19 protein-coding genes are annotated in these 23,019 nt (G+C 71.9%); 12 read left to right on the forward strand and 7 right to left on the reverse strand.

The genetic code is table 11. From position 1 onward, the window contains the following. The first annotated feature begins 19 nt into the window (after positions 1–19). Complete coding sequence (locus tag SJY14_RS06635) at positions 20–316, forward strand: DUF6412 domain-containing protein (RefSeq protein WP_071256707.1); 297 nt, start codon at positions 20–22, stop codon at positions 314–316. 111 nt (positions 317–427) lie between these two features. Then, on the forward strand, positions 428–1,171 hold the full coding sequence (gene yidC, locus SJY14_RS06640; protein WP_396600132.1) for a membrane protein insertase YidC: 744 nt from the start codon (positions 428–430) through the stop codon (positions 1,169–1,171). Positions 1,172–1,225: 54 nt separating this feature from the next. On the opposite strand, the gene SJY14_RS06645 is transcribed toward yidC, so the two are convergent. After that, the gene (locus tag SJY14_RS06645; protein ID WP_054144994.1) at positions 1,226–1,777 is read right to left on the reverse strand and encodes a YceI family protein; all 552 of its coding nucleotides are present in this window, start codon (positions 1,775–1,777) and stop codon (positions 1,226–1,228) included. 159 nt (positions 1,778–1,936) lie between these two features. Further along, positions 1,937–2,941: an aldo/keto reductase family protein gene (locus tag SJY14_RS06650; RefSeq protein WP_396600133.1), complete on the reverse strand. Its 1,005-nt coding sequence runs from the start codon at positions 2,939–2,941 to the stop codon at positions 1,937–1,939. Positions 2,942–3,124: 183 nt separating this feature from the next. Between SJY14_RS06650 and SJY14_RS06655 the strand changes: the two genes are divergently transcribed. From SJY14_RS06655 to SJY14_RS06690, 8 genes are all read left to right on the forward strand, one after another. Further along, a complete protein-coding gene (locus SJY14_RS06655) occupies positions 3,125–4,567 on the forward strand; it encodes a glycosyltransferase (protein ID WP_396600134.1) in 1,443 nt (480 codons plus the stop codon). 85 nt (positions 4,568–4,652) lie between these two features. After that, complete coding sequence (locus SJY14_RS06660; protein ID WP_396600135.1) at positions 4,653–5,264, forward strand: GtrA family protein; 612 nt, start codon at positions 4,653–4,655, stop codon at positions 5,262–5,264. A 15-nt stretch (positions 5,265–5,279) separates the two neighbouring features. Next, positions 5,280–6,770: a glycosyltransferase gene (locus SJY14_RS06665; protein WP_396600136.1), complete on the forward strand. Its 1,491-nt coding sequence runs from the start codon at positions 5,280–5,282 to the stop codon at positions 6,768–6,770. Further along, the gene (locus SJY14_RS06670; protein ID WP_396600137.1) at positions 6,767–8,773 is read left to right on the forward strand and encodes an ArnT family glycosyltransferase; all 2,007 of its coding nucleotides are present in this window, start codon (positions 6,767–6,769) and stop codon (positions 8,771–8,773) included. Before SJY14_RS06665 ends, SJY14_RS06670 begins: the two co-directional genes overlap by 4 nt. A gap of 98 nt (positions 8,774–8,871) precedes the next feature. After that, positions 8,872–9,738, forward strand: coding sequence for a DUF4397 domain-containing protein (locus tag SJY14_RS06675; protein ID WP_396600138.1), 867 nt, complete (start codon positions 8,872–8,874; stop codon positions 9,736–9,738). A gap of 142 nt (positions 9,739–9,880) precedes the next feature. Beyond that, positions 9,881–11,056 carry a glycosyl hydrolase family 8 gene (locus tag SJY14_RS06680; RefSeq protein ID WP_396600139.1) on the forward strand — a complete coding sequence of 392 codons (1,176 nt, stop codon included), beginning with the start codon at positions 9,881–9,883 and terminating at the stop codon, positions 11,054–11,056. Beyond that, on the forward strand, positions 11,053–11,730 hold the full coding sequence (locus tag SJY14_RS06685) for a class F sortase (protein ID WP_396600140.1): 678 nt from the start codon (positions 11,053–11,055) through the stop codon (positions 11,728–11,730). Before SJY14_RS06680 ends, SJY14_RS06685 begins: the two co-directional genes overlap by 4 nt. 159 nt (positions 11,731–11,889) lie before the next feature. Beyond that, positions 11,890–12,696 (forward strand): polyprenol monophosphomannose synthase, encoded by an 807-nt coding sequence (locus tag SJY14_RS06690; RefSeq protein WP_071256694.1) that lies wholly within the window; start codon positions 11,890–11,892, stop codon positions 12,694–12,696. Positions 12,697–12,775: 79 nt separating this feature from the next. Here SJY14_RS06690 and treZ read toward each other — a convergent pair whose 3' ends face one another. The 4 genes from treZ to SJY14_RS06710 all read right to left on the reverse strand — a co-directional run bounded on the left by treZ (position 12,776) and on the right by SJY14_RS06710 (position 21,034). Continuing rightward, positions 12,776–14,548, reverse strand: a complete 1,773-nt coding sequence (gene treZ / locus SJY14_RS06695) for a malto-oligosyltrehalose trehalohydrolase (protein WP_396600141.1) — start codon at positions 14,546–14,548, stop codon at positions 12,776–12,778. A 143-nt stretch (positions 14,549–14,691) separates the two neighbouring features. After that, complete coding sequence (gene treY / locus SJY14_RS06700) at positions 14,692–17,067, reverse strand: malto-oligosyltrehalose synthase (RefSeq protein WP_396600258.1); 2,376 nt, start codon at positions 17,065–17,067, stop codon at positions 14,692–14,694. A gap of 17 nt (positions 17,068–17,084) precedes the next feature. After that, on the reverse strand, positions 17,085–19,283 hold the full coding sequence (glgX, locus tag SJY14_RS06705) for a glycogen debranching protein GlgX (protein WP_082454504.1): 2,199 nt from the start codon (positions 19,281–19,283) through the stop codon (positions 17,085–17,087). A 173-nt stretch (positions 19,284–19,456) separates the two neighbouring features. After that, a complete protein-coding gene (locus tag SJY14_RS06710) occupies positions 19,457–21,034 on the reverse strand; it encodes a S8 family serine peptidase (RefSeq protein WP_396600142.1) in 1,578 nt (525 codons plus the stop codon). A 295-nt stretch (positions 21,035–21,329) separates the two neighbouring features. On the opposite strand from SJY14_RS06710, the gene SJY14_RS06715 reads away from it, so the two are divergent. Together SJY14_RS06715 and SJY14_RS06720 are read left to right on the forward strand one after the other, a co-directional pair. Beyond that, positions 21,330–22,289 carry an NAD(P)-dependent oxidoreductase gene (locus tag SJY14_RS06715; protein WP_071256688.1) on the forward strand — a complete coding sequence of 320 codons (960 nt, stop codon included), beginning with the start codon at positions 21,330–21,332 and terminating at the stop codon, positions 22,287–22,289. Between the two features lie 33 nt (positions 22,290–22,322). After that, a complete protein-coding gene (locus SJY14_RS06720) occupies positions 22,323–22,664 on the forward strand; it encodes a hypothetical protein (protein ID WP_071256686.1) in 342 nt (113 codons plus the stop codon). Between the two features lie 39 nt (positions 22,665–22,703). Here the strand turns inward: SJY14_RS06720 and SJY14_RS06725 are convergent, their stop codons facing one another. Beyond that, positions 22,704–22,889, reverse strand: coding sequence for a hypothetical protein (locus SJY14_RS06725; RefSeq protein ID WP_071256685.1), 186 nt, complete (start codon positions 22,887–22,889; stop codon positions 22,704–22,706). Between the last annotated feature and the right edge of the window lie 130 nt (positions 22,890–23,019).

The raw sequence follows: 23,019 nt of genomic DNA on the forward strand, positions 1-23,019 counted from the left end.
CGCGGGGTAGGTTGGGCGCATGACCCTCGGCCTCTCGATGCTGGCGCCCCTCGCGGCGTTCGTCGAGGCCGTGCTCTCGTCCGGCGGGGCGCCGCTGTCCGCGGTCGTGCTCGTCGGCCTGCTCGGCGCCGCCACCGCGGTGGTCGCGCTCGGCGTCGCCCGTGTGGTGCTCACGCTCTGCGGGCTGGCCGGTGCGGTGCCCGAGGCGACGCTCCGTGAAGAAGCCGGCACGCGCCTCCTCGTCTGGCGACGCGACCCCGACGCCCGCGGGCACGTGCGGTCCCGGGCTCCCGGGCGGGCCGTCCCGGCCGCCTGAGCGCACCAGCGCCTTCGTCGATCCGACATCCGTGTCGATCCGACGCCTGCGTCGATCCGACGCCCCCGGCGGCCAGAAGACACCCATCGTCTCTCTGACCGAGGAGTCCTCATGGACCTGTCCACCTTCCCCCCGATCGCCGTCGTCCTCGGCGGCTTGCAGTCGCTCGTCACCACCCTCGGCGTGCTCGTCGAACCCGTGGCCGGGGCGTCGGCCGCCGCCGTCGGCGTCGTGTTGCTCACCCTGCTCGTCCGCCTCGTGCTCGTGCCGGTGGGCGTCTCGCAGGTGCGCGCCGAGATCGCCCGCCGTCGACTCGCCCCGGCGATCGCCGACCTCACCCGCCGGATCACCGACCCCGAGGCCCGGAGCAAGGCGCTCATGGCGCTCTACGCCTCCGAGAAGGTGTCGCCGCTGGCCGGCTGCCTGCCGACGCTCGCGCAGGCCCCCGTGCTCACGGCCGTCTACTCGCTGTTCGCGCACTCCGAGATCGCCGGTCACGCCAACACCCTGTTGACGCACACCCTCGGCGGAGCGGCGCTCGGGGCGAACCTCTTCGTCACGCTCGGGACGGGGCTCGCGGCGGTCTGGCCGTACCTGGTGCTGCTCGTGCTGCTCGCGATCGTCGTCGAGCTGAGCCGGCGCGCCACGCTGCGCTTCACCGGGCCGGCGACCGTCGCGACGGCGGGGCCCGGCCAGGAGGCGCTCCCCGGCATGGCGGGCGTGCTGCGCTGGTTGCCGTTCGTCAGCGTGCTGTTCGCGGCGTTCGCGCCGCTCGCCGCCGCGCTCTACCTCGTGACGAGTGCGGCCTGGACGCTGGGGGAGCGCGCGGTGCTGCGCCGAGTGCTCGCGCGGTGACGCGGAAGGGCCCGCCCTCGCCGTGCGAGAGCGGGCCCTTCGGGGTGCTGCTGCCTACGCGGCGAGCGTGAACTGGATCTCGAGCGTGACGGTGACGTCGTTGCCGAGCGTGAAGCCGCCGGCCTCGAGGGCGGCGTTCCAGGTGACGCCGAACTCGGTGCGGTCGATCTTGGTCGTGGCCGAGAAGCCGAGCTTGGTCTGGCCGTAGCCGTCGACGACGAGGCCGCCGAACTCGCTCTTCAGGGTGACGGGCTTGGTGACGCCGCGCAGGGTCAGGTCGCCGTGCACGAGGAACGCGTCGTCGCCCTTCTCCTCGATGCTGGTCGACACGAAGGTCATCTTGGGGTGCTCTTCGGCGAGGAAGAAGTCGCCGGTCTGCAGGTGACCGTCGCGGTCCTTCTGGTTGGTGTTGACCGAGGCCACGTCGATCGAGGCGGTGACCTTCGAGGCGGTGTGGTCCTCGGCCGTGACGAGCGAGGCGTCGAAGGACTCGAACGAGCCCTTGACCTTGCTGATGGCCAGGTGGCGGACGCTGAACGAGACCTCGCTGTGCGTGGGGTCGAGGTTCCAGGTGCCGGCGGGGATCTTCTCTGCGGTGATGGTCATGGTGTTCTCCTGAATCTGTGAGGTCGAGGTCGAGGTCGATGACGTGTCATCGAAGCTGGTACGAGTATATGCAAGCGCATCCAGCCGGACAACATTCCCGGGGTGTCCGGAAGATGTCGAGGGGGTGTCGGCCGGGCCGAGGTCGGGCCGGCCGCGGGGTCACGCCGGGCGACGCTCGGGCGAGACCGTCTTGCCCGGGTCCTTCTCGGCGAGGTCGCCGAGCGCCTCGTCGATGCGGGCCATGACGTCGGCCGGCAGCACCACACCCGCCGCCTTGACGTTGTCGGCCACCTGCTCGGGGCGCGAGGCCCCGATGATCGCGGACGCCACGTTGTCGTTCTGCAACACCCACGCGATGGCCAGCTGGGCCATCGAGAGGCCGAGGTCGGCGGCGATCGGCTCGAGCTTCGCGACGCCGGTGAGCACCTCGTCGGTGAGGAAGCGCTTGATCGTGTCCGCGCCTCCCTTGTCGTCCGTCGCCCGGCTGCCCGCGGGCAGCTCGGCTCCCGGCTTGTACTTGCCGGTCAGAACGCCCTGGGCGACGGGCGACCAGACGATCTGGCCGAGGCCGTGCTGCTTGCTCGCCGGCACGACGTCGGACTCGATGACGCGCCAGAGCATCGAGTACTGCGGCTGGTTCGAGATCAGCTGCACACCGTGCTTGACGGCGAGCTCGTGGCCGGCGCGGATCTGCTCGGCTGTCCACTCGCTGACGCCGATGTAGAGGGCCTTGCCGGCACGGACCACGTCGGCGAAGGCCTGCATGGTCTCTTCGAGCGGGGTCTCGTGGTCGTAGCGGTGGGCCTGGTAGAGGTCGACGTAGTCCGTGCCGAGGCGGCGGAGCGACCCGTCGATCGACTCGAGCACGTGCTTGCGGCTGAGGCCGACGTCGTTGTGCCCGCGGGGGCCGGTGGGCCAGTAGACCTTCGTGAAGATCTCGAGGCTCTCGCGACGCTCGCCCTTGAGGGCGTCGCCGAGGACCTGTTCGGCCGCCGTGTTCGCGTAGGCGTCGGCGGTGTCGAAGGTCGAGATGCCGGCGTCGAGGGCCGCGCGGACGCACTGCGTCGCCACGTCGTTCTCGACCTGGGACGCGTGCGTCAGCCAGTTGCCGTAGGTGATCTCCGAGATCTTGAGTCCGCTGTCGCCGAGGTGTCTGAATTCCATGACCCCACGCTACGCGTCACGGCGGACGGGGCGAAGGGATGTACGGCCGACTCGGAAGGCGTACAGTGACGATTCATCAGATCATGTCCCCCACCTGGGGGACATGATCCGTCGGACGTCGCGGTCCCACCCGGGGGCGGGCGTCCGGAGCTCCCGCTGACCCGACCCGACTGGAGCACCACCGTGACCTCCGCCCCGCCCCTCGCGGCGCCCGGCCCCGTCCTCACGCCGACGCTGCCCGCGACGCCCACGCCGTTCGCGCCGAACCGCGGCGGCCTGCCCGCCGGCCCGGTGGAGAACGCCTCGGCCGCCCTGCCGTGGGCCGACTGGTCGAGCCTGCAGTGGGCCGGCTTCCTGCTCCTCGCCGTGCTCGTCGCCCTGGTCCTGCTGGTGTCGATCCGTCGCATCGTGCACAGGCTCCACCTCGTCCGCGAGCAGGAGGAACTCGGCCACCGCGACCTCGACGGCCCGGTGCTGCCCCCGGCGCACGCCTTCACCGCGCTGGTGCCGGCGCGTGGTCCGGCCGGGCTGGCCGTCACCCTCGACCTGCTGGCGAGGCAGCAGCACCCCGACGTGCGCGTCCTCGTCGTCGTCCATCCGGACGACACCCTGACGCTCGACGTCGCGACCTCCGCCGTGCGGCGTCACCCCGGGCGCGTCCAGGTGGTCCGAACCGGGTCCTCCGCCGGGCGTCCGCCCGCGGTCGCCTCGTCGCTCGTCGACGCGCTCGCCGAGGTCGGTGACGGCGTGATCGGCGTCTTCTCGGCGGGCGACCGGCCGCACCCCCGGCTCTTCGCCCTCGTCGACTCGGTTCTCTCCCGAACGGACGCGGACGCGGTCCAGCACGCCAGTCGGCCGGCGCTCGAGGCGACGCCCTGGTGGGCGCCCCGGGCGGCCGTCGACCGGTGGTGGTGGTCCCGGTCGGTGGTCCGCTCGCACGGCCGAGCCGGCTTCGTGCCGCTGTCGGACAGCACGCTCTTCGTCCGTCACTCCTGGCTCGCCTGGTCCGGCGGCTGGGATGCGACCCGTGTCGCGGCGGGCCTGGACCTCGGCGTCCGCATGACGGTGGCCGGGGCCCGCGTCGTCATCGCGACCTCGCCCGAGACGACCACCGTCGAGCGTTCGCCGGGCGGGCTGCGCGACCTGGCCCGTGCCCGGGCGACGTGGGTCCGCGGCTGCCTGCAGGTGCTCGGCCAGGGCGACTGGCGTCGGCTCCGGCCGAGAGCGCGCCGTCGTGCCCTCGGTGTGCTCACCGAGCCGCTGCTGGACGCCGGCGTGACGATCGTGACGGCCGTGGCGCTCGTGTCGACGGTCCTGGTCGGCGCGCCCGCCCTCGTGATCGCGCTCGCGGCGGTACCGCTGCTGCCCTGGCTGCTCTCGCAACTCTTGGACGTCGGGGGCACGACGGAGGCGGCCGCGGAACAGGGGCGGCGGGCGACGGGTCGGGAGCGCCTCCTGGTCGTCGTCGGTTCGGTGCCCGACCGGCTGGTCACCGTCGTCGCCGTCGCGGCGGCGGTCGGGGTGGAGCTCGCGGCCGTGCGGCCGAGGGTCGAGGGTCCGTCTGCGTCGAGCGAGCCGATCCGTGGCGGTCGACCCGTCGGGGTCGACGAACCCGCCCCCGGATGAACGGCAGATGTCGGCTCTCTGGCAGTTGGCCCTGATGTGCGTACCCCGACCAAACCGATTCCCTGATGCCCCCCGAACCGGTGTCATGCCCGAACCCGAGTACCCCGTTCAGGGGGCACGTCCCGACCGTGCCGCCTCGACGAACCCGACACCACCCCTGCGCCTCGTCGCCCGGGTGAGAGAACTCGCGACCTTCGGCGCCGTGGGCGGCATCGCCTTCGTCGTCGACGTCGGCGTGTACAACCTGTTGCGCGCCACCCTGCTCGACGACAAGCCCATCGGCGCCAAGGTCGTCTCGGTGCTCGTCGCCACGGCCGTCGCCTGGCTCGGCAACCGCTACCTCACCTTCCGTGAGGGCCGCAACCAGGCCGTCGTCCGCGAGGCCGTCACCTTCGGCCTCGTCAACGTGGGCGGCCTGCTCATCGCCTCGGCCTGCCTGTTCGTCTCGCACTACCTGCTGGGCTTCACCAGCCAGCTCGCCGACAACGTGGCGGCCAACGGCGTCGGCCTCGTGCTCGGGACGGCCTTCCGGTACCTGGCCTACCGCCACCTCGTCTTCCGCGGCTCGCCCGCGGTCACCACCCCGGCCGACACCCCCGACGCGTCGGCCGCGCTCGCCACCGTCATCGGCCCCGGGCCGAGCGACGACCCCACCCGACAGAACACCACGCAGACCCACCTGCACCCGACCCACTGACTGGAGAGTGATCCTGTGTCGACTGACCCGACCCAGATCCCGACATCACATCTCGCAGCAGGCGAACCCGCGCCGCTGCTCACCCCGCAAGCCCCCGCCGACCCGTCGCAGGTCGTCCCGAACCGTGGCTCGACCGGCGCCGCCGAGTCGATGATCGGCTTCCAGTTGCCCGACTGGTCGCCCCTCGAATGGATCGGCTACTCGTCCCTGATCGTCGTGACGATCCTGCTGACCGCCGTCGCCGTGTCGACCCTCTGGTGGATGCTGCACGCCTGGCGGTCGAAGGACAACCTCGACGACAGCCAGTTCAGCGAGAACCCGCTCGACGCCGCCCACTCGTTCACCCTGCTCGTCCCCGGCCGGCACGAGGAGGAGGTCATGGGCCAGACCCTCGACCGTCTCGCCCAGCAGGACCACCCCGACTTCGAGATCATCGCCATCGTGGGCCACGACGACCCCGGCACCGAGCGGGTCGCCCGCGAGGCCGCGGCCCGTCACCCCGAGCTCATCCGCGTGGTCGTCGACTCGAGCGTGCCGAAGAACAAGCCCAAGGCGCTGAACCTGGCGTTGCAGTCGTCGCGCGGCGAGATCGTCGGCGTCTTCGACGCCGAGGACGAGGTGCACCCCCGCCTGCTGACGCTCGTCGACTCGCGGTTCACCGAGACCGACGCCGACGTGGTGCAGGGCGGCGTCCAGCTGATGAACTTCCAGAGCAGCTGGTGGAGCCTCCGCAACGTGCTCGAGTACTACTTCTGGTTCCGATCGCGCCTGCACTTCCACGCCAAGGAGAAGTTCATCCCGCTCGGCGGCAACACCGTCTTCGTGCGCAAGGACTGGCTCGACTGGTCCGAGGGCTGGGACGCCGAGTGCCTCGCCGAGGACTGCGAGCTCGGGGTCCGCCTCTCGAGCGCCGGGGCCAAGGTCGTCGTGGCCTACAGCCCCGAGGTCGTCACCCGCGAGGAGACCCCCGGCACCTTCGTCTCGCTGCTGAAACAGCGCACCCGCTGGAACCAGGGCTTCATGCAGGTGTACGGCAAGGGCGAGTGGAAGAAGCTGCCCCGCCTGCGCCAGCGCCTCATGGCCCGCTACCTACTGACCATGCCGTTCATCCAGGCCGCCACCGGTCTGCTGATCCCGGTCTCGATCATCCTGATCCTGACCACCAAGGTGCCGACCGCCATCGCGCTCGTGTCGTTCGTGCCCCTGGCGCCGACGCTCGTGCTGCTGGCCGTCGAGTTCACCGGACTGCGCGAGTTCGGGCGGGTCTACGGCCAGAAGGTCCGGGCCCGGGACTACTTCCGTCTCGTCTGGGGTCTGCTGCCCTACCAGATCTTCCTCGCGCTGGCTGCGGTCCGGGCGGTCTTCCGCCAGCTGAAAGGCCTCAACGCGTGGGAGAAGACCGAGCACACCGGAGCGCACCGCGACGAGGTCGCGACGACCCCCGAGGAGGCGCCCCGCGCCTCCCAGCAGGAGCCCGCCATGGCCATGACCGGAGGTGACCGATGACCAGCACGCTGAACCGCCCCCGAGCGGCCGACACCACCGTGTCGAACGGTCCGGGCACCCCCGTGGTCCCCACCAAGGACCCGCGGCGCTCCGAGCCCGCGTCGTGGTTGCGTCGGCACGGCGCGAGCCTCGCCTGGCTGCTGCCCGTCCTCGCGATCGCCGCCGTCGTCATGGCGTTCAACATGGACGGCTCGCCTCAGCGCATCGACGACGAGGGCACCTACGCCGCCCAGGCCTGGGCGATCCAGAACCTCGGCGAGATCACCCACTACACCTACTGGTACGACCACCCGCCCGTCGGCTGGCTGCAGATCTCGGCCTACACGGCCCTGACCGGTGCCTTCTCGCGGTACGACGTCGCCGTGCTCGCGGCTCGTGAAGCGATGCTCTTCTTCACGGTCGTCTCGGTCGCACTCGTCTGGCTGCTCGGCCGCAAGCTCGGCCTCAGCCGTCCCGCGGCCGCCGTGGCCGGTCTCGTGTTCGCCGTGTCGCCGCTGGCCCTGCAGTTCCACCGCACGGTCTACCTCGACAACGTCGCCACCCCGTGGCTGCTCGCCGCGTTCGTCTTCGCCCTGAGCAAGAGGTACCAGCTCGCCGGCTTCGCCGCGGCCTCGCTGTCGTTCGGCATCGCGGTGCTCTCGAAGGAGACCTACCTGCTCGCGCTGCCCTTCCTGGCCTGGATGATGTGGCGTGGGGCCGACAAGTCGACCCGTCGCTACACGCTGTCGATCGCGGGCAGCCTGCTCGTGCTCGTCGGCCTCGGCTACGTCGCGCTCGCCGCGGTGAAGGGCGAACTGCTGCCCGGCGCCGGCCGGGTGAGCCTGCTCGAGGGCATCCAGTTCCAGCTCGCCACCCGCGAGGCCAGCGGCTCGGTCTTCGACACCGGCAGCCTGTTCTTCGCGACGGTGTCGCAGTGGTGGCAGCTCGACCAGGTGCTCATCGTCCTCGGCACGCTCGCCTCGATCGTGGCGGTCTTCATCAAGAAGGTGCGCCCGCTCGGCGTGATGATGGTCTTCCTGATCGCGTTCATGTTCCGCCCCGGCGGCTACCTGCCGGTGCCCTACGTGATCATGCTGCTGCCGTTCGCGGCGCTGCTCGTCGCGGCCGTCACCGACCACGCCGTCAAGGCGTTCCGTGCCCGCCGGGCCGGCGCGATCTCGACCGCGGCCACCCGCACGGGCTCGGTCGCCTGGCTCGCCCTGACCCTCGCGGCCGTCGTCGCGATCGTCCCCCTCTGGGCCGTGCAGTTGCGCGGCTTCCTGGACAGCGACCTCGACGCGCCCATGCGCAACGCCGAGAGCTGGGTCGAGACAAACGTGCCGAAGGACAGCCGCCTGCTGGTGGACGACGCCGTCTGGGTCGACCTGGTCAAGGCCGGCTTCGCCCGCGACAACGTGATCTGGTTCTACAAGATCGACACCGACGGCGCCGTCCAGGCGCAGTCGCCGAACGGCTGGCGCGACTCGGACTACCTGTTCGAGACCGAGTCGGTCCGCACCTCGGGGCCCACCTCGCCCGAGATCCGCGAGGCCCTCGCGAACTCGACCGTCATCGCCTCGTTCGGCGACGGCGACCAGCAGGTCAACGTCCGGCAGATCGACAGCCAGGGCGCCGCCCAGGCGCAGACCGAGGCGGACGACGCCGCGTCGGCCCGCGCGCAGGCCGGTGCCGAACTCGCCCAGAACCCGAACCTGCAGATCTCGTCGACCCTGTCGACGGCGCTCTCGGACGGTCGGATCGACCCCCGCGCGATCATCGTGCTCGGTCAGCTCGCCGCCCAGGGGCCGATCTCGGTCGCCGATCCCGAGGCCCTGCCGGGCGAGCAGGACGCCCTGTTCCGGCAGATCGACATCACTCCGCAGGGCGGCCAGTCCGTCGACGAGCTGCAGGCGACGCTCGAGGGCCTGGGCAGCGTCTACGTCCCCGAGTCCGTCGTCCCCTCGGGTGACGGACTGCGCGTCACCTTCTCGGCCGTCGCCCCGACCGGCGTCCTCTCGAACTGATCGCCACGCCGGTGCCCGTCCTCGGGCGGGCACCGGCACCTCCTCACCGCGTCCCACCCGTCCCGGGTGGGACACCCGACCGGAAAGGACCAGCCTCCGTGGCTTCCCTCTCACGCACCACCGGCGCCCCCGCCGCCGTCACCGCCGTCCCGACCCGGCGCCGCCGTCTCCTGACGGTGCTCGCCCTCACCGCCGCCACCGGGGTCGCCCTCGCCGGCGCCCTCGTGGGCACGTCGCCCGCCCACGCCGCCGACGGCGACGGCTGGGTGCGCGTCGGCCACCTCTCGCCCGACACGAAAGCCGTGGACGTCACCCTGACCTCGCTCAAGGGCGGGCAGGTCGTGATGGACCTCGACGACGTGACCTACGGTCAGGTCAGCCCGTACCAGGCGCTGGCCGCGGGCACCTACGTGGTCGCGATGACCGCAGCCGACGCTCCCACCAGCGCGAAACCCGTCATCACGGCCAACATCACGGTCGACAGCGGCCAGCCGATCACGGCCGTCGCCTACGGACCGAACGACGCCCTCAAGACCCAGGTCTTCAAGGACGACCTCACGGCCCCGGCCGACGGCCAGGCGAAGGTCCGCCTGGTGCAGGCCGCGAACGTGAGCAAGACCGTCACCGTCGCGACCAGCACGGGCACCACGATCGCCGAGGACGCACCCTTCGGCAGCGCCAGCGGCTACGCCCAGGTCGCGGCCGGCCCGTGGACCCTCGACCTGACCGGTCAGAAGGTCACCGGCACGAGCGACGTCGACCTCACCGCGGGCAGCATCAACACGCTGTTCGTGCTCGACAACTCGACCGGCGGCATCACCATCGTCCCGGTGGTCGACAGCGCGGCGACCGCCCAGGCGCCCGTCGGCGGCGTCCAGACCGGCGGCGGCTACCTCGCCGAGCACCCGCAGAAGAGCGAGGCGAAGAGCCTCTGGGCCACCGTCCTCGGCTGGTTCGGGGTCTGACGACCCGCACGACCCGGCACGACGAGCACGGCCCGGCAGGACGAGGAGGCGCGGTGAGCGACACACCGCACCGCGCCTCCTCGGCTCCCCGCCCCACCGCACGACCGACGCCCGGCACCATCGGGCAGGAGAAGAGAACGACATGACGAAGAAGACGAAGGCGCTGCTCGCAGCGGCCGTCGTGGTGGCGCTCGCCGTCACGGCCGGCATCGCCTCCCTCGTCGTCGGAGGGCCGGGCGGCCCGTCGACGGACCAGGCAGGCGGCGGTGCGGACGCGACCGGCACCCCCGGCGCGGGCACCGCGACCCCGCAACCCCGGACCGCCACCGAGATCGGCGAGGATTTCCTGGCGGACTACGTCGACGACGACGGCCGCGTCGTCCGGCGCGACCAGGGCGACGACACCGTCAGCGAAGGGCAGGCCTACGGGCTGCTCGTCGCGGTCGCCGTGGGCGACGAGAAGCGGTTCGACGCCATCTGGCGCTGGACGGAGGACGAGCTCGTCCGTCCCGACGGACTGCTCGCCTGGCAGTGGAAGGACGGCGCGGTGGTCGACGACATGCCCGCCAGTGACGCCGACGTCGACGCGGCCCGGGCCCTCGTGCTCGCCGGCTCGACCTTCGACCGGCCCGAGCTCACCACCGCGGGCGTCGACCTCGGCACCGACGTGCTCGACGAGATGACGGTCTCGACCGACGTCGGCCGCATCCTGCTGCCCGGCCCGTGGGCGATGGGCCCCGGCCCGTGGTCGTACAACCCCTCGTACGCCTCGCCCGCCACCTTCGCGCAGCTCGGCGCCGCGAGCGGCGACCCCCGGTGGGCCGAGCTCGAGGCCGGCTCGCGTGCCGTGACCACGAACATCCTCTCGTCGACGGCCCTGCCGAGCGACTGGGCCCAGGTGCGGCAGGACGGCACGACCGTGCCGCTGCCGAGCGCCGACGGCTCGTCGGGCACCGTGCAGTACAGCTACGACGCCGGTCGGCTCGCCCTGCGCTACGCCGAGTCGTGCCAGCCGGACGACGTGGCCCTCGCCGCGTCGATGGCCTCCGTGCTGCAGCGCTACGACGAGCTGCCCATGCAGCTCGACCTCGGCGGTCAGTCGGTCGGCTCGGACCAGAGCCCGCTCGCCTACGCCGCCCGCGCGGCGGCCGAGGCCGGTGACGGCCAGCACGACCGGGCCGCCGCCGACCTGCGCACCGCCGACGCCCTGTCGCAGTCGACGCCGACGTACTACGGCAGCGCCTGGGCGGCGCTGGCCGCCCTGCAGCTCGAGGGCACGAGCCTCGGCGCGTGCTCGCCCCTGGCGGTGACCGGATGAGCCTCGCGACCTTCGTGGCCGGCCATCGCGCCGCCGCCCTCGCCGTCGGTGCCGCCCTGGTGCTCGTCGCCGGCGGGGTGACCGCGGCCGCCGTCGCCGACCGACCCGACGACACGGGATCCTCGACCGCGGCACCGTCGTCGGCTAACTCGACGCCGGACCCTGCCAGCGGTTCGGCCGGTGCCTTTCAGGACCCGGCGGCACCGTCGTACACGACGCCGCCGGCGGACGCGACGCCCGTCCGCGTGCAGATCCCGTCGATCGGCGTCGACTCCGGACTCGAGGACCTCGGGCTCGGGGCGCAGGGCGAGCTCGACCCGCCGAAGGAGTGGCAGTCGGCCGGCTGGTACCAGGACGGCGTCGTCCCCGGAGCGGTCGGACCCGCCGTCATCGCCGGGCACGTCGACTCGGGCTCCGGCCCGGCGGTCTTCGTCGACCTGGCGAAGCTCGTACCCGGCGACGAGGTGCAGGTCACGCTGTCCACCGGCTCGGTCGAGACCTTCCGCGTCACCGGTAGCGAGCGAACCCCGAAGGCGACGTTCCCGACCAGCGACGTCTACGGTGCCAGCCCGACGCCCGGGCTGCGGCTCATCACCTGCGACGGCACGTTCGACCGGTCCACCGGGCACTACGTCGACAACCTGATCGTGTTCGCCGACCTCGTGACCTCGTGACCTCGTGACCTCGTGACCGGGGGCCGCCCCGGTGGCCCACGCCGCGCCTCCTGACCTCGGGGCCCCGACCCGCCCCGAACACCCGACACCCGACACCCGATACCCGATACCCGAACACCCGACACCTCCGACTCCCACCCGACGGGAAAGGACCCCACCATGAACGACGCCCTCGTCATCATTCCGACCTTCAACGAGCGCGAGAACCTCGACTGGATCGTGGGGCGCACCCTCGCCTCCGGTGCCTCGGTCGACGTGCTCGTCGTCGACGACGGCTCGCCCGACGGCACCGGGGAGCTGGCCGACGCCTACGCCGACCGCGACCCCCGTGTGCACGTGATGCACCGCACCGAGAAGGCCGGCCTCGGCGCCGCCTACCTCGCCGGCTTCGCCTGGGGACTCGAGCGCGGCTACGACGCCCTCGTCGAGATGGACGCCGACGGCTCGCACCACCCCGAGTACCTGCCCGGCATGCTCGAGCTGCTGCGCGAGAACGATCTCGTGCTCGGCTCGCGGTGGGTGCCCGGCGGCGCCGTCGAGAACTGGCCGCTGCGTCGGAAGCTGCTCAGCCGCGGCGGCAGCTGGTACACGCGCGGCGCCCTGGGTATCCGGGTGGCCGACACGACCGGCGGGTTCCGGGTGTTCCGGTCGTCGGCGCTGCGCCGGATCGACCTCGACCGGGTCGAGTCGCGCGGCTACTGCTTCCAGGTCGATCTGCTTTGGCGCGCGCTGCAGGCGGGCCTGCGAGTCGTCGAGACCCCGATCACGTTCACCGAGCGCATCCACGGCGCCTCGAAGATGAGCGGCTCGATCGTCCGGGAGTCGCTGACCAAGGTGACCCTGTGGGGTCTGCGGCGACGGTCCCGCGCCGTCGTCGAGCTGGTCGTGCGACACCGTCGCCTGCCGAGCGTCCGCGCCACCTCGCACCGGGTCGGGCCCGTGAGCGGCGACGTGTCGACGCGCTAGTCGGAAGGCGGCACGCGCGCGCCCGGAGTGGTCAGCCCCGGGCGCGCGTCATCCGTGCCTGCGTCGTCCCTTCCCGGCGTCAGCGGACGATCGCGACCGAGTGCGCCGGCAGCAGCAGGCTCGCACCCGGGACGATCGACTCGTCGCTGGCGAACAGGATGGTCTCGGCGCTCACCGCGACCCGCGCCTCCTGGTCGGCGAGGTTGATCGCGATCCGCAGGTCGCCCCGCGTGAGCACGAGCCAGCGGGCGTCGCCGTCGTACTCGACGCCGGTCTCGCCGAAGCGGGGGTCGGTGAGCGCGGGCTCGCTGCGGCGCAGGGCGCCGAGGCGGCGGTACGCGTCGAGCAGCACCGCGTGGCGGCCGGTCTCGAGCTCGGACCAGTCGAGCTTGCTGTTCTCGAAGGTCGAGGGCTCCTGCGGGTCGGGCACGGACGACTCGTCCCAGCCCATCTTCGCGAACTCGGCGATGCGGCCCTTCGCGGTCGCCTCGCCGAGGTCGTGCTCGGGGTGCGAGGTGAAGAACTGCCACGGGGTCGAGGCGCCCCACTCCTCGCCCATGAACAGCATCGGGGTGTAGGGGCCGGCCAGGGTCAGCGTGGCGGCGATGATCAGCTGCCCGTCGTCGAGCGTCGCGGCCAGGCGGTCGCCGATCGCCCGGTTGCCGATCTGGTCGTGGTTCTGGTTGGCGACGACCAGGCGCCAGGTCGGCATGTGCTCGGTGTCGACCGGGTGGCCGTGCGTCGCCTCGCGGAACGACGACCAGGTGCCGTCGTGGAAGAAGCCCTTGGTGAGCACCTTGGCGAGGGCGCCGAGGGGCTCGAAGTCGGCGTAGTAGCCCGTCGTCTCACCGGTGAGCGCGACGTGCACGGCGTGGTGGAAGTCGTCGCTCCACTGGGCGTCGAGGCCGTAGCCCTGGCGGTGGTCGGGGCCGAAGCCGCCACCGTCGCGCGGGGTGACCAGACGCGGGTCGTTGAGGTCGCTCTCGGCGATCAGCGAGAGCGGGCGGCGTAGGTGGCTGCTGAGGGCGGCGGTGCGCTCGGCCAGTTCCTGCAGCAGGTGGACCTCGCTGTCGTCCTTGAGCGCGTGGACGGCGTCGAGGCGCAGACCGTCGACGTGGTAGTCGTCGAGCCACATGGCCGTGTTGTCGAGGATGAACTCGCGCACCTCGTGGGCGCCGTCGTCGTCGAGGTTGACGTTGTCGCCCCAGGTGTTGGCGTGCTTGCTCGACAGGTACGGGCCGAAGAGGGGCAGGTAGTTGCCCGACGGGCCGAGGTGGTTGTAGACGACGTCCTGCACGACGCCGAGGCCGGCCGCGTGTGCGGCGTCGACGAAGCGCTGGTACGCCTCGGGGCCGCCGTAGTTGTCGGTCACCGTGAACCAGTCGACGCCGTCGTAGCCCCAGTTCCAGCGGCCGTTGACGCCGTTGACCGGCAACAGCTCGACCAGGTCGACGCCGAGGTCGACGAGGTGCGGCAGCTTCTCGATCGCCGAGTCGAGCGTGCCTCCGGGCGTGAAGGTGCCGACGTGCAGCTCGTAGACGACCGAGCCGGCCAGCTGGCGGCCGGTCCACGCGTCGTCGGTCCACGCGAAGGCGCGCGGGTCGTAGGTCTCGCTGAGCCCGTGCACGCCGTCGGGCTGGCGACGCGAGCGGGGGTCGGGCAGCGGCGTCTCGCCCTCGGGGGAGTCGCCGCCGTCGAGCACGAAGCCGTAGCGGTGGCCCGGGCCCCGGTCGAGGTCGGCGGGGGCGCGCCACCAGCCCGTGTCGGGCTCGGCCGTCAGCGGCAGCAGTTCGCCGTCGAGGTGCAGGTGCACGGTGGTCGCTTCAGGGGCCCAGACGTCGTAGACGCTCATCGGTCTCCTCGGGTTCGGAAGGGGTGGGGGAGGGGAGGTCGAGAAGGCACGACATGCCGCTCACGTCAGGAGGTGAGCGGCATGTCGTGACGTGTCGCCGGGGGCGACGGTAGTCGGGCGCGACGCGGCGCGACCCGGCGGGGTCAGTCCTCTGCGGGGATCAGCAGGGCGACGGGGTACGTGTCGAGCACGTCGGCCAGGCGGAGGCGACCGCCCTCGTGCCGACGGCCGGTGAGCACGTCGCGGTACGCGCCTCCTGCGGTCAGGACGACGGTGTCGTCCCAGCCGCCGGCCTGCTCGAGCGCGACGGGCAGACGGGTCGCGATCGCGAGCGCCCCGCCGCGGTCGACGGCGACCGCCGACGCGGCCTGCTCACCGAGGACCGGGAGCGCGGCGTACCGCGTGAACAGGTCGGGTCGGTCGCGGCGCAGCGTCAGGGCGTGGTGCGTCACGACGAGCTTGGCGGCACCGGTGTCGTCGATCGCCGGCGTCGCCCCGCCGCGGACCTCGTCCAGGAGGCGCCGGCGCAGCCCGAAGTCGACCTCGCGTCGGTTGTCGGGGTCGACGAGCGAGAAGTCCCACAGCTCGCCGCCCTGGTAGACGTCGGGGCTGCCGGGGCCGGTGAGCTGCATCAGCGCCACGCCGAGCGCGTTGCTGTAGCCGGGTGCGCGGAGGACGTCGACGATGCGCTCGACCTCGTGACGCACCTCGTCGTCGTCGAAGGCGGCGTCGACCGCGGCGTGCATCCGCTCTTCGAAGGCCTCGGCCTCGTCGGTGCGGTCGGTCCACGTGGTCGACGTGCTCGCTTCGCGGGACGCCTTCTCGGCGTAGGCGTGCAGGCGCTCGCGCGACGCGGGCCACGAGCCGACGATCGTCTGCCAGAGGATGTTCTCGAACGGGCCGTCGCCGACCGGAGCGAGCTCGCGCAGGCGCTCGAGGGTCGCCGCCCACTCGGTGGCGACCTCGGCCAGCACCGAGATGCGGGCGCGGACGTCGGCGCTGCGCTTCGTGTCGTGCGTCGACAGGGTCGTCATGCCGAACGGGCGCTCGGCGAGGCGGACCTGCTGACGCGCGTGGAACTCGTCGGGCGCGAGGGAGAACTCGCTCGGGTCGGCGCCCACCTCGGTCAGCGTCGCCAGGCGGCTGTAGCGGTAGAAGGCGGTGTCCTCCACGCCCTTGGCCATGACCATGCCGCTCGTCTGCTGGAAGCGCACCGAGGCGGGGTGCGACTCGTCGCGCAGCACCGCGACGACGCGCGCGACGGCGTCGGCGAGGTCGGGGCGGTGGCTCGTGGCGACCTCGGCGGCCTCGGTCAGCCGTTCGGCACCCTGCGGCAGGTAGCTGCGGTACACCGGGAAGGCCGCGGCCAGCTCGGCCAGCGCGTCCACCACCGACGGGTCGACGGTGCCGCCCTCGGCGATCAGCCGGGCGAGGCGGTTGATCTCGCTGCCCAGGATGCCGTCGGCGATGCCGCGCTTCGTGCCGAGGATCATCTCGTGCCAGTCGACGGGCTCGTCGCCGGTCGTCTCGTCGGCCCCGGCGGCGTGTTCGTCGGCGTCGACCCCGCGGGCCCGGCGCAGGCGTGCGTCGAGGGCGTCGAGGGCGGGTGCTCCGTTGGGGTCGACGAAGAGGCGGTCGAGGTCGGCCAGGGCGTCGTAGCCCGTCGTGCCGGCCGTCGCCCAGTCCTCGGGCAGGCGCTCGTCGCCCTCGAGGATCTTCTCGACGAGCACGTGCGCGTCGCCGGTCAGGGCGGCGAGCAGGTCGAGGTAGCCCTTGGGGTCGGCGAGGCCGTCCGGGTGGTCGACGCGCAGACCGTCGACGAGGCCCTCGGAGAACCAGCGGCCGATCTCGGCGTGCGACTCGGCGAAGACCCCCTGGTCTTCGACGCGGATGCCCGCGAGGGTGTTGACCGCGAAGAAGCGACGGTAGTTGAGGTCGGTGTCGGCTCGCTTCCAGTGCACCAGCTCGTAGTGCTGGCGCGAGTGCACCGTGGCGGCGTCGTCGCCGGGAGAGCTCGTGCCCGGGGCGATCGGGTAGACGTTGTCGTAGTAGTGCAGCTCGTCGCCGTCGACCGTGAGGCCGTCGATCGAGCCGTCCGCGGCGGCGGGCTCGCCGAGCACCGGCAGCAGGACCTTGTCGGCACCCGCGGCCCAGTCGACGTCGAACGCGTCGGCGTAGCGGGACGCGCGGCCGTGGGTCAGGAGGTCCCACCACCAGACGCTCGCCTTCGGGGTCGCGACGCCGACGTGGTTCGGCACGATGTCGACCAGCACGCCGAGGCCCTCGGCGTGGGCACGCGTCGAGAGCTCGTCGAGGCCCTCGGCACCGCCGCGCTCGGGGTCCACCAGGCTGTGGTCGACGACGTCGTAGCCGTGGTCGCTGCCCGGCTCGGCGGCGAGGATCGGCGACAGGTAGACCCAGTCGGCACCGAGGTCACGCAGGTACGGCACCAGGTCGGCGGCCGCGTCCAGATCGAAGGAGGCGCGCACCTGGAGTCGGTACGTCGAGCGCGGGTGCATGGTCGGTTCGTGTCGGGTCACAGTTCTTCCTCGGCCGTGGCGCGCAGGACGACGAGCGAGCGACCCACCACGGGGAGTCGGTCGCCGGCCCGCAGGGCCGAGAGGGACTGCGGGGTCGAGGGCGGTTGGGGGGTGGTGGCGGCGCGTGTGGCCGTCGGGGTGCGGGGAGCGGCGCTCGCCGGCGGCGGGGGAGCGGTCACGGTGCTGTCGACGACGACCTCCCAGCCCTGGGCGTACTCGTCGGGCGGCAGGACGAAGGTGACGGTCTCGGCGCTGGCGTTGAAGTACAGGACGAAGTTGACGTCGGTGATGCGACCTCCGCGGGCGTCACGGCCACGGATGCCGTTGCCGTTGAGGAACATGCCGATCGCCTTGGCGTAGGACTCGTTCCACTCGCCCTCTTGCATGGCGTCGCCCTCGGTCGTCAACCAGACGATGTCGGGCAGGGGCTCGCCCTCGCCGCGGGTCACGGGGCGGCCGTTGAAGTAGCGCTGGCGACGGAAGGTCGGGTGGTCGTGACGCAGCTTGATGACCTCGGCGACGAACTCGATCAGGTCGCGGTCGGCGTTCGGCCAGTCGATCCAGCTGATCTGGTTGTCCTGCGCGTAGGTGTTGTTGTTGCCGCCCTGGGTGCGGCCGAGCTCGTCGCCGTGCAACAGCATGGGCACGCCCTGGCTGAGCAGCAGCGTCGCCAGGAAGCTGCGCTGGCGTTGCTCGCGCAGGGCGCGGATCTCGCCGTCGTCGGTCTCGCCCTCGACGCCCGAGTTCCACGAACGGTTGTGGCTCTCGCCGTCGTTGCCGTCCTCGCCGTTGGCGTCGTTGCGCTTGTCGTTGTAGCTGACGAGGTCGCGCATCGTGAAGCCGTCGTGCGCGGTGACGAAGTTGATGCTCGCGACCGGACGGCGTCCGTCGCGTTCGTACAGGTCGGCCGAGCCGGTGATGCGGCTGGCGAACTCGCCGAGGGTCGAGGGCTCGCCGCGCCAGAAGTCGCGGACGGTGTCGCGGTACTTGCCGTTCCACTCGGTCCACTGCGGCGGGAAGTTGCCCACCTGGTAGCCGCCGGGACCGACGTCCCAGGGCTCGGCGATCAGCTTGACCTGCGAGACGATCGGGTCCTGCTGCACGAGCTCGAAGAAGGTCGAGAGGCGGTCGACCTCGTAGAACTCGCGGGCGAGCGACGCCGCGAGGTCGAACCGGAAGCCGTCGACGTGCATCTCGGTGACCCAGTAGCGCAGGCTGTCCATGATGAGCTGCAGCGAGTGCGGGTGGCGGACGTTCAGGCTGTTGCCGGTGCCCGTGTAGTCCATGTAGTGCTGCTGGTCGCCGTCCATCAACCGGTAGTAGGCGGCGTTGTCGATGCCCTTGAACGACAGGGTCGGGCCCAGGTGGTTGCCCTCGGCCGTGTGGTTGTAGACGACGTCGATGATGACCTCGATGCCGGCCTCGTGCAGCACCCGCACCATCGTCTTGAACTCCTGCACCTGCTGGCCGATGTCGCCTGTGGCCGAGTAGGCGGCGTGCGGGGCGAAGAACCCGATGGTGTTGTAGCCCCAGTAGTTGCTGAGGCCCTTCTCGAGCAACGTGTTGTCCTGCACGAACTGGTGCACGGGCATCAGCTCGAGGGTCGTGATGCCGAGCTTCTTGAGGTGGTCGATGATCGCCGGGTTCGCGACGCCGGCGTACGTGCCGCGTTCTTCCTCGGGGATGTCGGGGTGCGTCTCGGTGAGGCCCTTGACGTGTGCCTCGTAGATGACGGTCTCGTCGTAGCTGTACTTGGGGGCGCGGTCGCCCTGCCAGTCGAAGAACGGGTTGATGACGACGCCCAGCATCATGTGCGGGCCGCTGTCCTTGTCGTTGCGCGAGTCGGGGTCGCCGAACGTGTAGGCGAACAGTGCCTCGTCCCAGTCGATCTCGCCGCAGGTGGCCTTGGCGTAGGGGTCGAGCAACAGCTTGTTCGGGTTGGCGCGCGAGCCATTCGCGGGGTCGTACTCGCCGTGCACGCGGTAGCCGTAGCGCTGGCCGGGCTGCACGGTGGGCAGGTAGGCGTGCCAGACGTAGGCGTCGACCTCGGTGAACTCGACCCTCGTCTCGGTGCCGTCGTCGTCGAACAGACACAACTCGACCTTGCTGGCGGCTTCGCTGAAGATCGCGAAGTTGGTGCCGCTGCCGTCGTAGGTCGCGCCGAGGGGGTAGGGGTTGCCGGGCCAGGTGTGCATCGAACCTCCGATTGGGACTCGCTCAGCCTAGAGGCGAACGGGCGCCCCGTCCGCGCGAGGACGGGGCGCCCGTCGGGCCGCTCGGGCCGGTCGGACGCCCCGTCGGGCGTGGTGCTCGCTACGCAGTGCTCGCTACGCGGTGCTCACCGTCCGGTGCCCGCTGCGCGCCAGCACTACCTCGTGACGGCCGCCAGGGCGTCGACGATCCCCTCACCGAACCAGCCGTTGTCGGCCGGGGTGCCCGTGCAGGTCGTCGTGCCGGTCGGGCACGGGGTGTCCGTCGCCTGCTGCTCGAGCAGACCGGTGAGGGCCGTGCCGCTCAGGCGCGGGTGGGTGGACTTCAGCAGCGCCAGCACGCCGGCGACGTGGGGCGAGGCCATCGACGTGCCCGACTTGGTGCCGTAGCCGCCGCCGGTCACGGTCGACAGGATCGCCGAGCCGGGGGCCGCGACGTCGACGACGCCTTCGCCGTAGTTCGAGAAGCTCGACTTCGCCCCCGCCGAGGTGGTCGACGACACGGTGACGACGCCGTCGAGCTCGGTCGGGATGTCGAGGCAGCGCGAGTCGATCGGCCGGGACACCGGCGTGGTGTCGTTCGGGCTGGCGGTGTCGACGGTCTTGTTCGCGAGGTCGATCGACGAGTTGCCGGCCGCCGCCACGTTCACGATGCCCTTCTTCTGCGTGAACTGCACGGCGCGGTCCACGGCGGTCAGCACGGCCGCCTGGTCGACGTCCGAGCCGCACCAGAACTGCCACGGGTCGACGTAGTAGCTGTTGTTCGTGATGTCGGCGCCGGTCGCGGCGGCCTGCATGAAGCCGCAGATCGCGGCCTCGGGGTAGATGAAGCCGTCGTCGCTGACGACCTTGACGGCCGACATCGTCACGCCGGGGGCCACGCCGACGATGCCGACGCCGTTGCGGGCGGCGGCGATCGTGCCGGCCACGTGGGTGCCGTGGTCGCTCGTCGTGGGCTGCCAGGCGGCGTAGCTCGCGTCGGGCGTCCCGGTCAGGCAGCTCGCCGAGGCGGCCACGTCGATGTTCGGCTGAAGGTCGGGGTGGTCGCCCTCGATGCCCGAGTCGAGCACGGCCACGAGCACGTCGCGGCTGCCGTCGGTGACCTGGTGCGCCTGGTCGGCCTTGATCGCCGTGAGGTCCCACTGCTGGGCCTCGAGGGGGTCGGCGACGACGGTCGTGGCCTCTTCGAGTCGCTGCTCGGGCGAGGTCGCGGCCTTCGGCTTGCCGGGGTGTCCCGGTCCGCCGGGCTTGCCGGGACCGCCCGGGTGTCCGGGCCTGACGGGTTTGCCCGGGCCGGGGGTCGTCGTGCCGACGCCGTAGGTCGGGTCGGTCTCGGCGACCGCGGCGGTGCGGGTGGCTCCGGCCGACGAGACGGCCTTGTCGCCGCGCACCGAGGCGGAGAAGTTCGTGTTGCTCGACTGCGCCACGACCACGCCGAGATCGGCGTACGCGGCGATGACGCTGCCGCCGGAGGCGGCGACCGCACGCTCGACCTGCTTGGTCGCGCCCGGGTTCGCCTTCGTCGCGTTGACGACGTAGTTCATCACCGGTCCCTCGACGACCGGCAGCGTCGGCGCGGGGCCCGGCTTGCCGGGTGCGGCCGGTGCGGACGCAGGAGGCGCGGCGACGGCGGTGCCGGAGCCCACGGCGACGAGTCCCAGGGTCAGGGACGCCGCGAGGCAGACGGTCGTCACTCGGCGGCGGGTGCCGCGGGCGCGGGGGTCGGTGAAGGTCATGGTTCTCCTCGTCGGGTCGCGCGTGCCGGAATGGGACGCGCGGAGCGGGTGGCTCGTCGCGGGCCGTGCCCGGTGATCCGACGAGCCGCTGTGCTCCTCATAGGAAGTCTGAAGAATCCGGGGCCCGGGCGCAGTGGGCACTTGGGGGGACGCCGGGTGACCCCCATGCGGGGTACGCCGGTGTCGGGGGCGCGGGGTAGCGTCGGGCCATGTCCTCCGATGCCGTGCGCAGCGCTGCCACTCCTCGTCCCCGCCGTCCGCTCCAGTCCCTCTCGATCGTGTCGGCGGTGGCGTCGTGAAGATCGTCGTCATCGGGTCCACCGGCCACGTCGGTGGTTTCCTCGTCCCGCGACTGGTCCAGGCCGGCCACGAGGTGGTCGCCGTCAGCCGCGGGGCCTCCGAGCCGTACCGGCCGCACGCGGCGTGGTCACGCGTGACGCGCCTCCTGCTCGATCGCGAGGCGGGCGACGCCGACGGCACGTTCGCGGGCGAGATCGCCGGGCTCGGGGCCGACGTCGTGATCGACATGATCTGCTTCACGGTCGCGTCGGCGCGGCGGATGGTCGACGCCCTGCAGGGTACGGGCACCGTGTTGGTGCACTGCGGCACGGTGTGGGTGCACGGCCCGTCCCGCGAGGTGCCGATCACCGAAGAAGCCGAGCGCACCCCGTTCGGCAAGTACGGCACGCAGAAGGCCGCCATCGAAGAGCTGCTGCTCCGCGAGTCGCGGCGCCCGGGCGGGGTGCAGAGCATCGTGTTGCACCCGGGGCACATCACCGGTCCGGGCTGGCCGATGATCAACGCGGTCGGCAACCTCGACCTCTCCGTCTGGGAGGCCCTCGCCGCCGGCCGCGAGATCGCGATGCCCGGCCTCGGGCTCGAGACCGTCCACCACGTGCACGCCGACGACGTCGCGCAGGCCTTCCAGCTCGCCGCCGAGCGGCACTCGCAGGTGGTCGGCGAGGCGTTCCACGTCGTCAGCGAGCGAGCGATCACGTTGCGTGGGCTCGCCGAGGCGATCGCCCGGCACCACGGTCAGGAGGCGCGACTGCGGTTCGTCTCGTGGGCCGAGTTCCGAGACCAGACGTCCGACGAGCACGGCGACGCGTCGTGGCAACACGCCTCGCGTAGCCACTCGATGAGCATCGAGAAGGCCCGCCGCCTGCTCGGCTACGCCCCGCGCTACACCTCGGTGCAGGCGGTCGTCGAGGGCCTCGAGTGGCTCGAGGCCGACGGGCAGCTGACGCTGGGCTGACTCTGGTGCGCGCGCGTCGGGCAGGCTGGTCGAATGACTGATGAATGCCGACAAGTCGTCCGTTTCCACCGAAAGCACCGCGACGCGATCATCGGTGGTGAGAAGGTGACCACGGTCCGGTGGGGCGAGTCGGTCCGGGTCGGCGCGTCGACGTTCGAGTTCGACGGCCGGCCCACCCTTGCTCCGCTCGCGGGGCACGTCACCGCCGTGCGGAGGTACCGCCTCGACGAGCTCACCGCTGAACGAGCCCGGCAGCCCGTGGGGACGGACATGACGCGCTTCGGGGAGCAGCTGCGGGAGAACTACTATCCGGACATGCCGGACGACGCGATCGTCGAGGTCGCCGAGCTCGTCGTGGCGACTCCGTCCCCCTAGCCGAGTCGCCGGCACGACAGAGGAGTGGACGGCTCGTCGTCAGCCGCGGCGGAGGAGGTGTGCCGTGACGGCGGCCTGCCACGAGTGGCCGTAGCGGGTCGTGCCGGCCGCCGTGCGGACGACGAACGCCCCGGCCCGGTAGGCGAGTCGTCCGTGACTGACGAGCTGCTCGCCGAAGCGCTCGGCGATCGACCACGTGTCCGACGACTCGAAGCTGATCGCCACGGGGAACCGTGAACGCGGCAGATGCACCTCGACCGGCGCTGCTTCGGCATGGGTCGGGAGGCGCCCGAGGAGCATCGGGGGAGTCAGAGCTGATGCGGGGTGGACCACGGAGTTCCGTTCGTCGGTCGGC

Origin of the sequence: Frigoribacterium sp. R86507 (genome assembly GCF_044597695.1) — a bacterium.
Classification (GTDB): Bacteria; Actinomycetota; Actinomycetes; order Actinomycetales; family Microbacteriaceae; genus Frigoribacterium.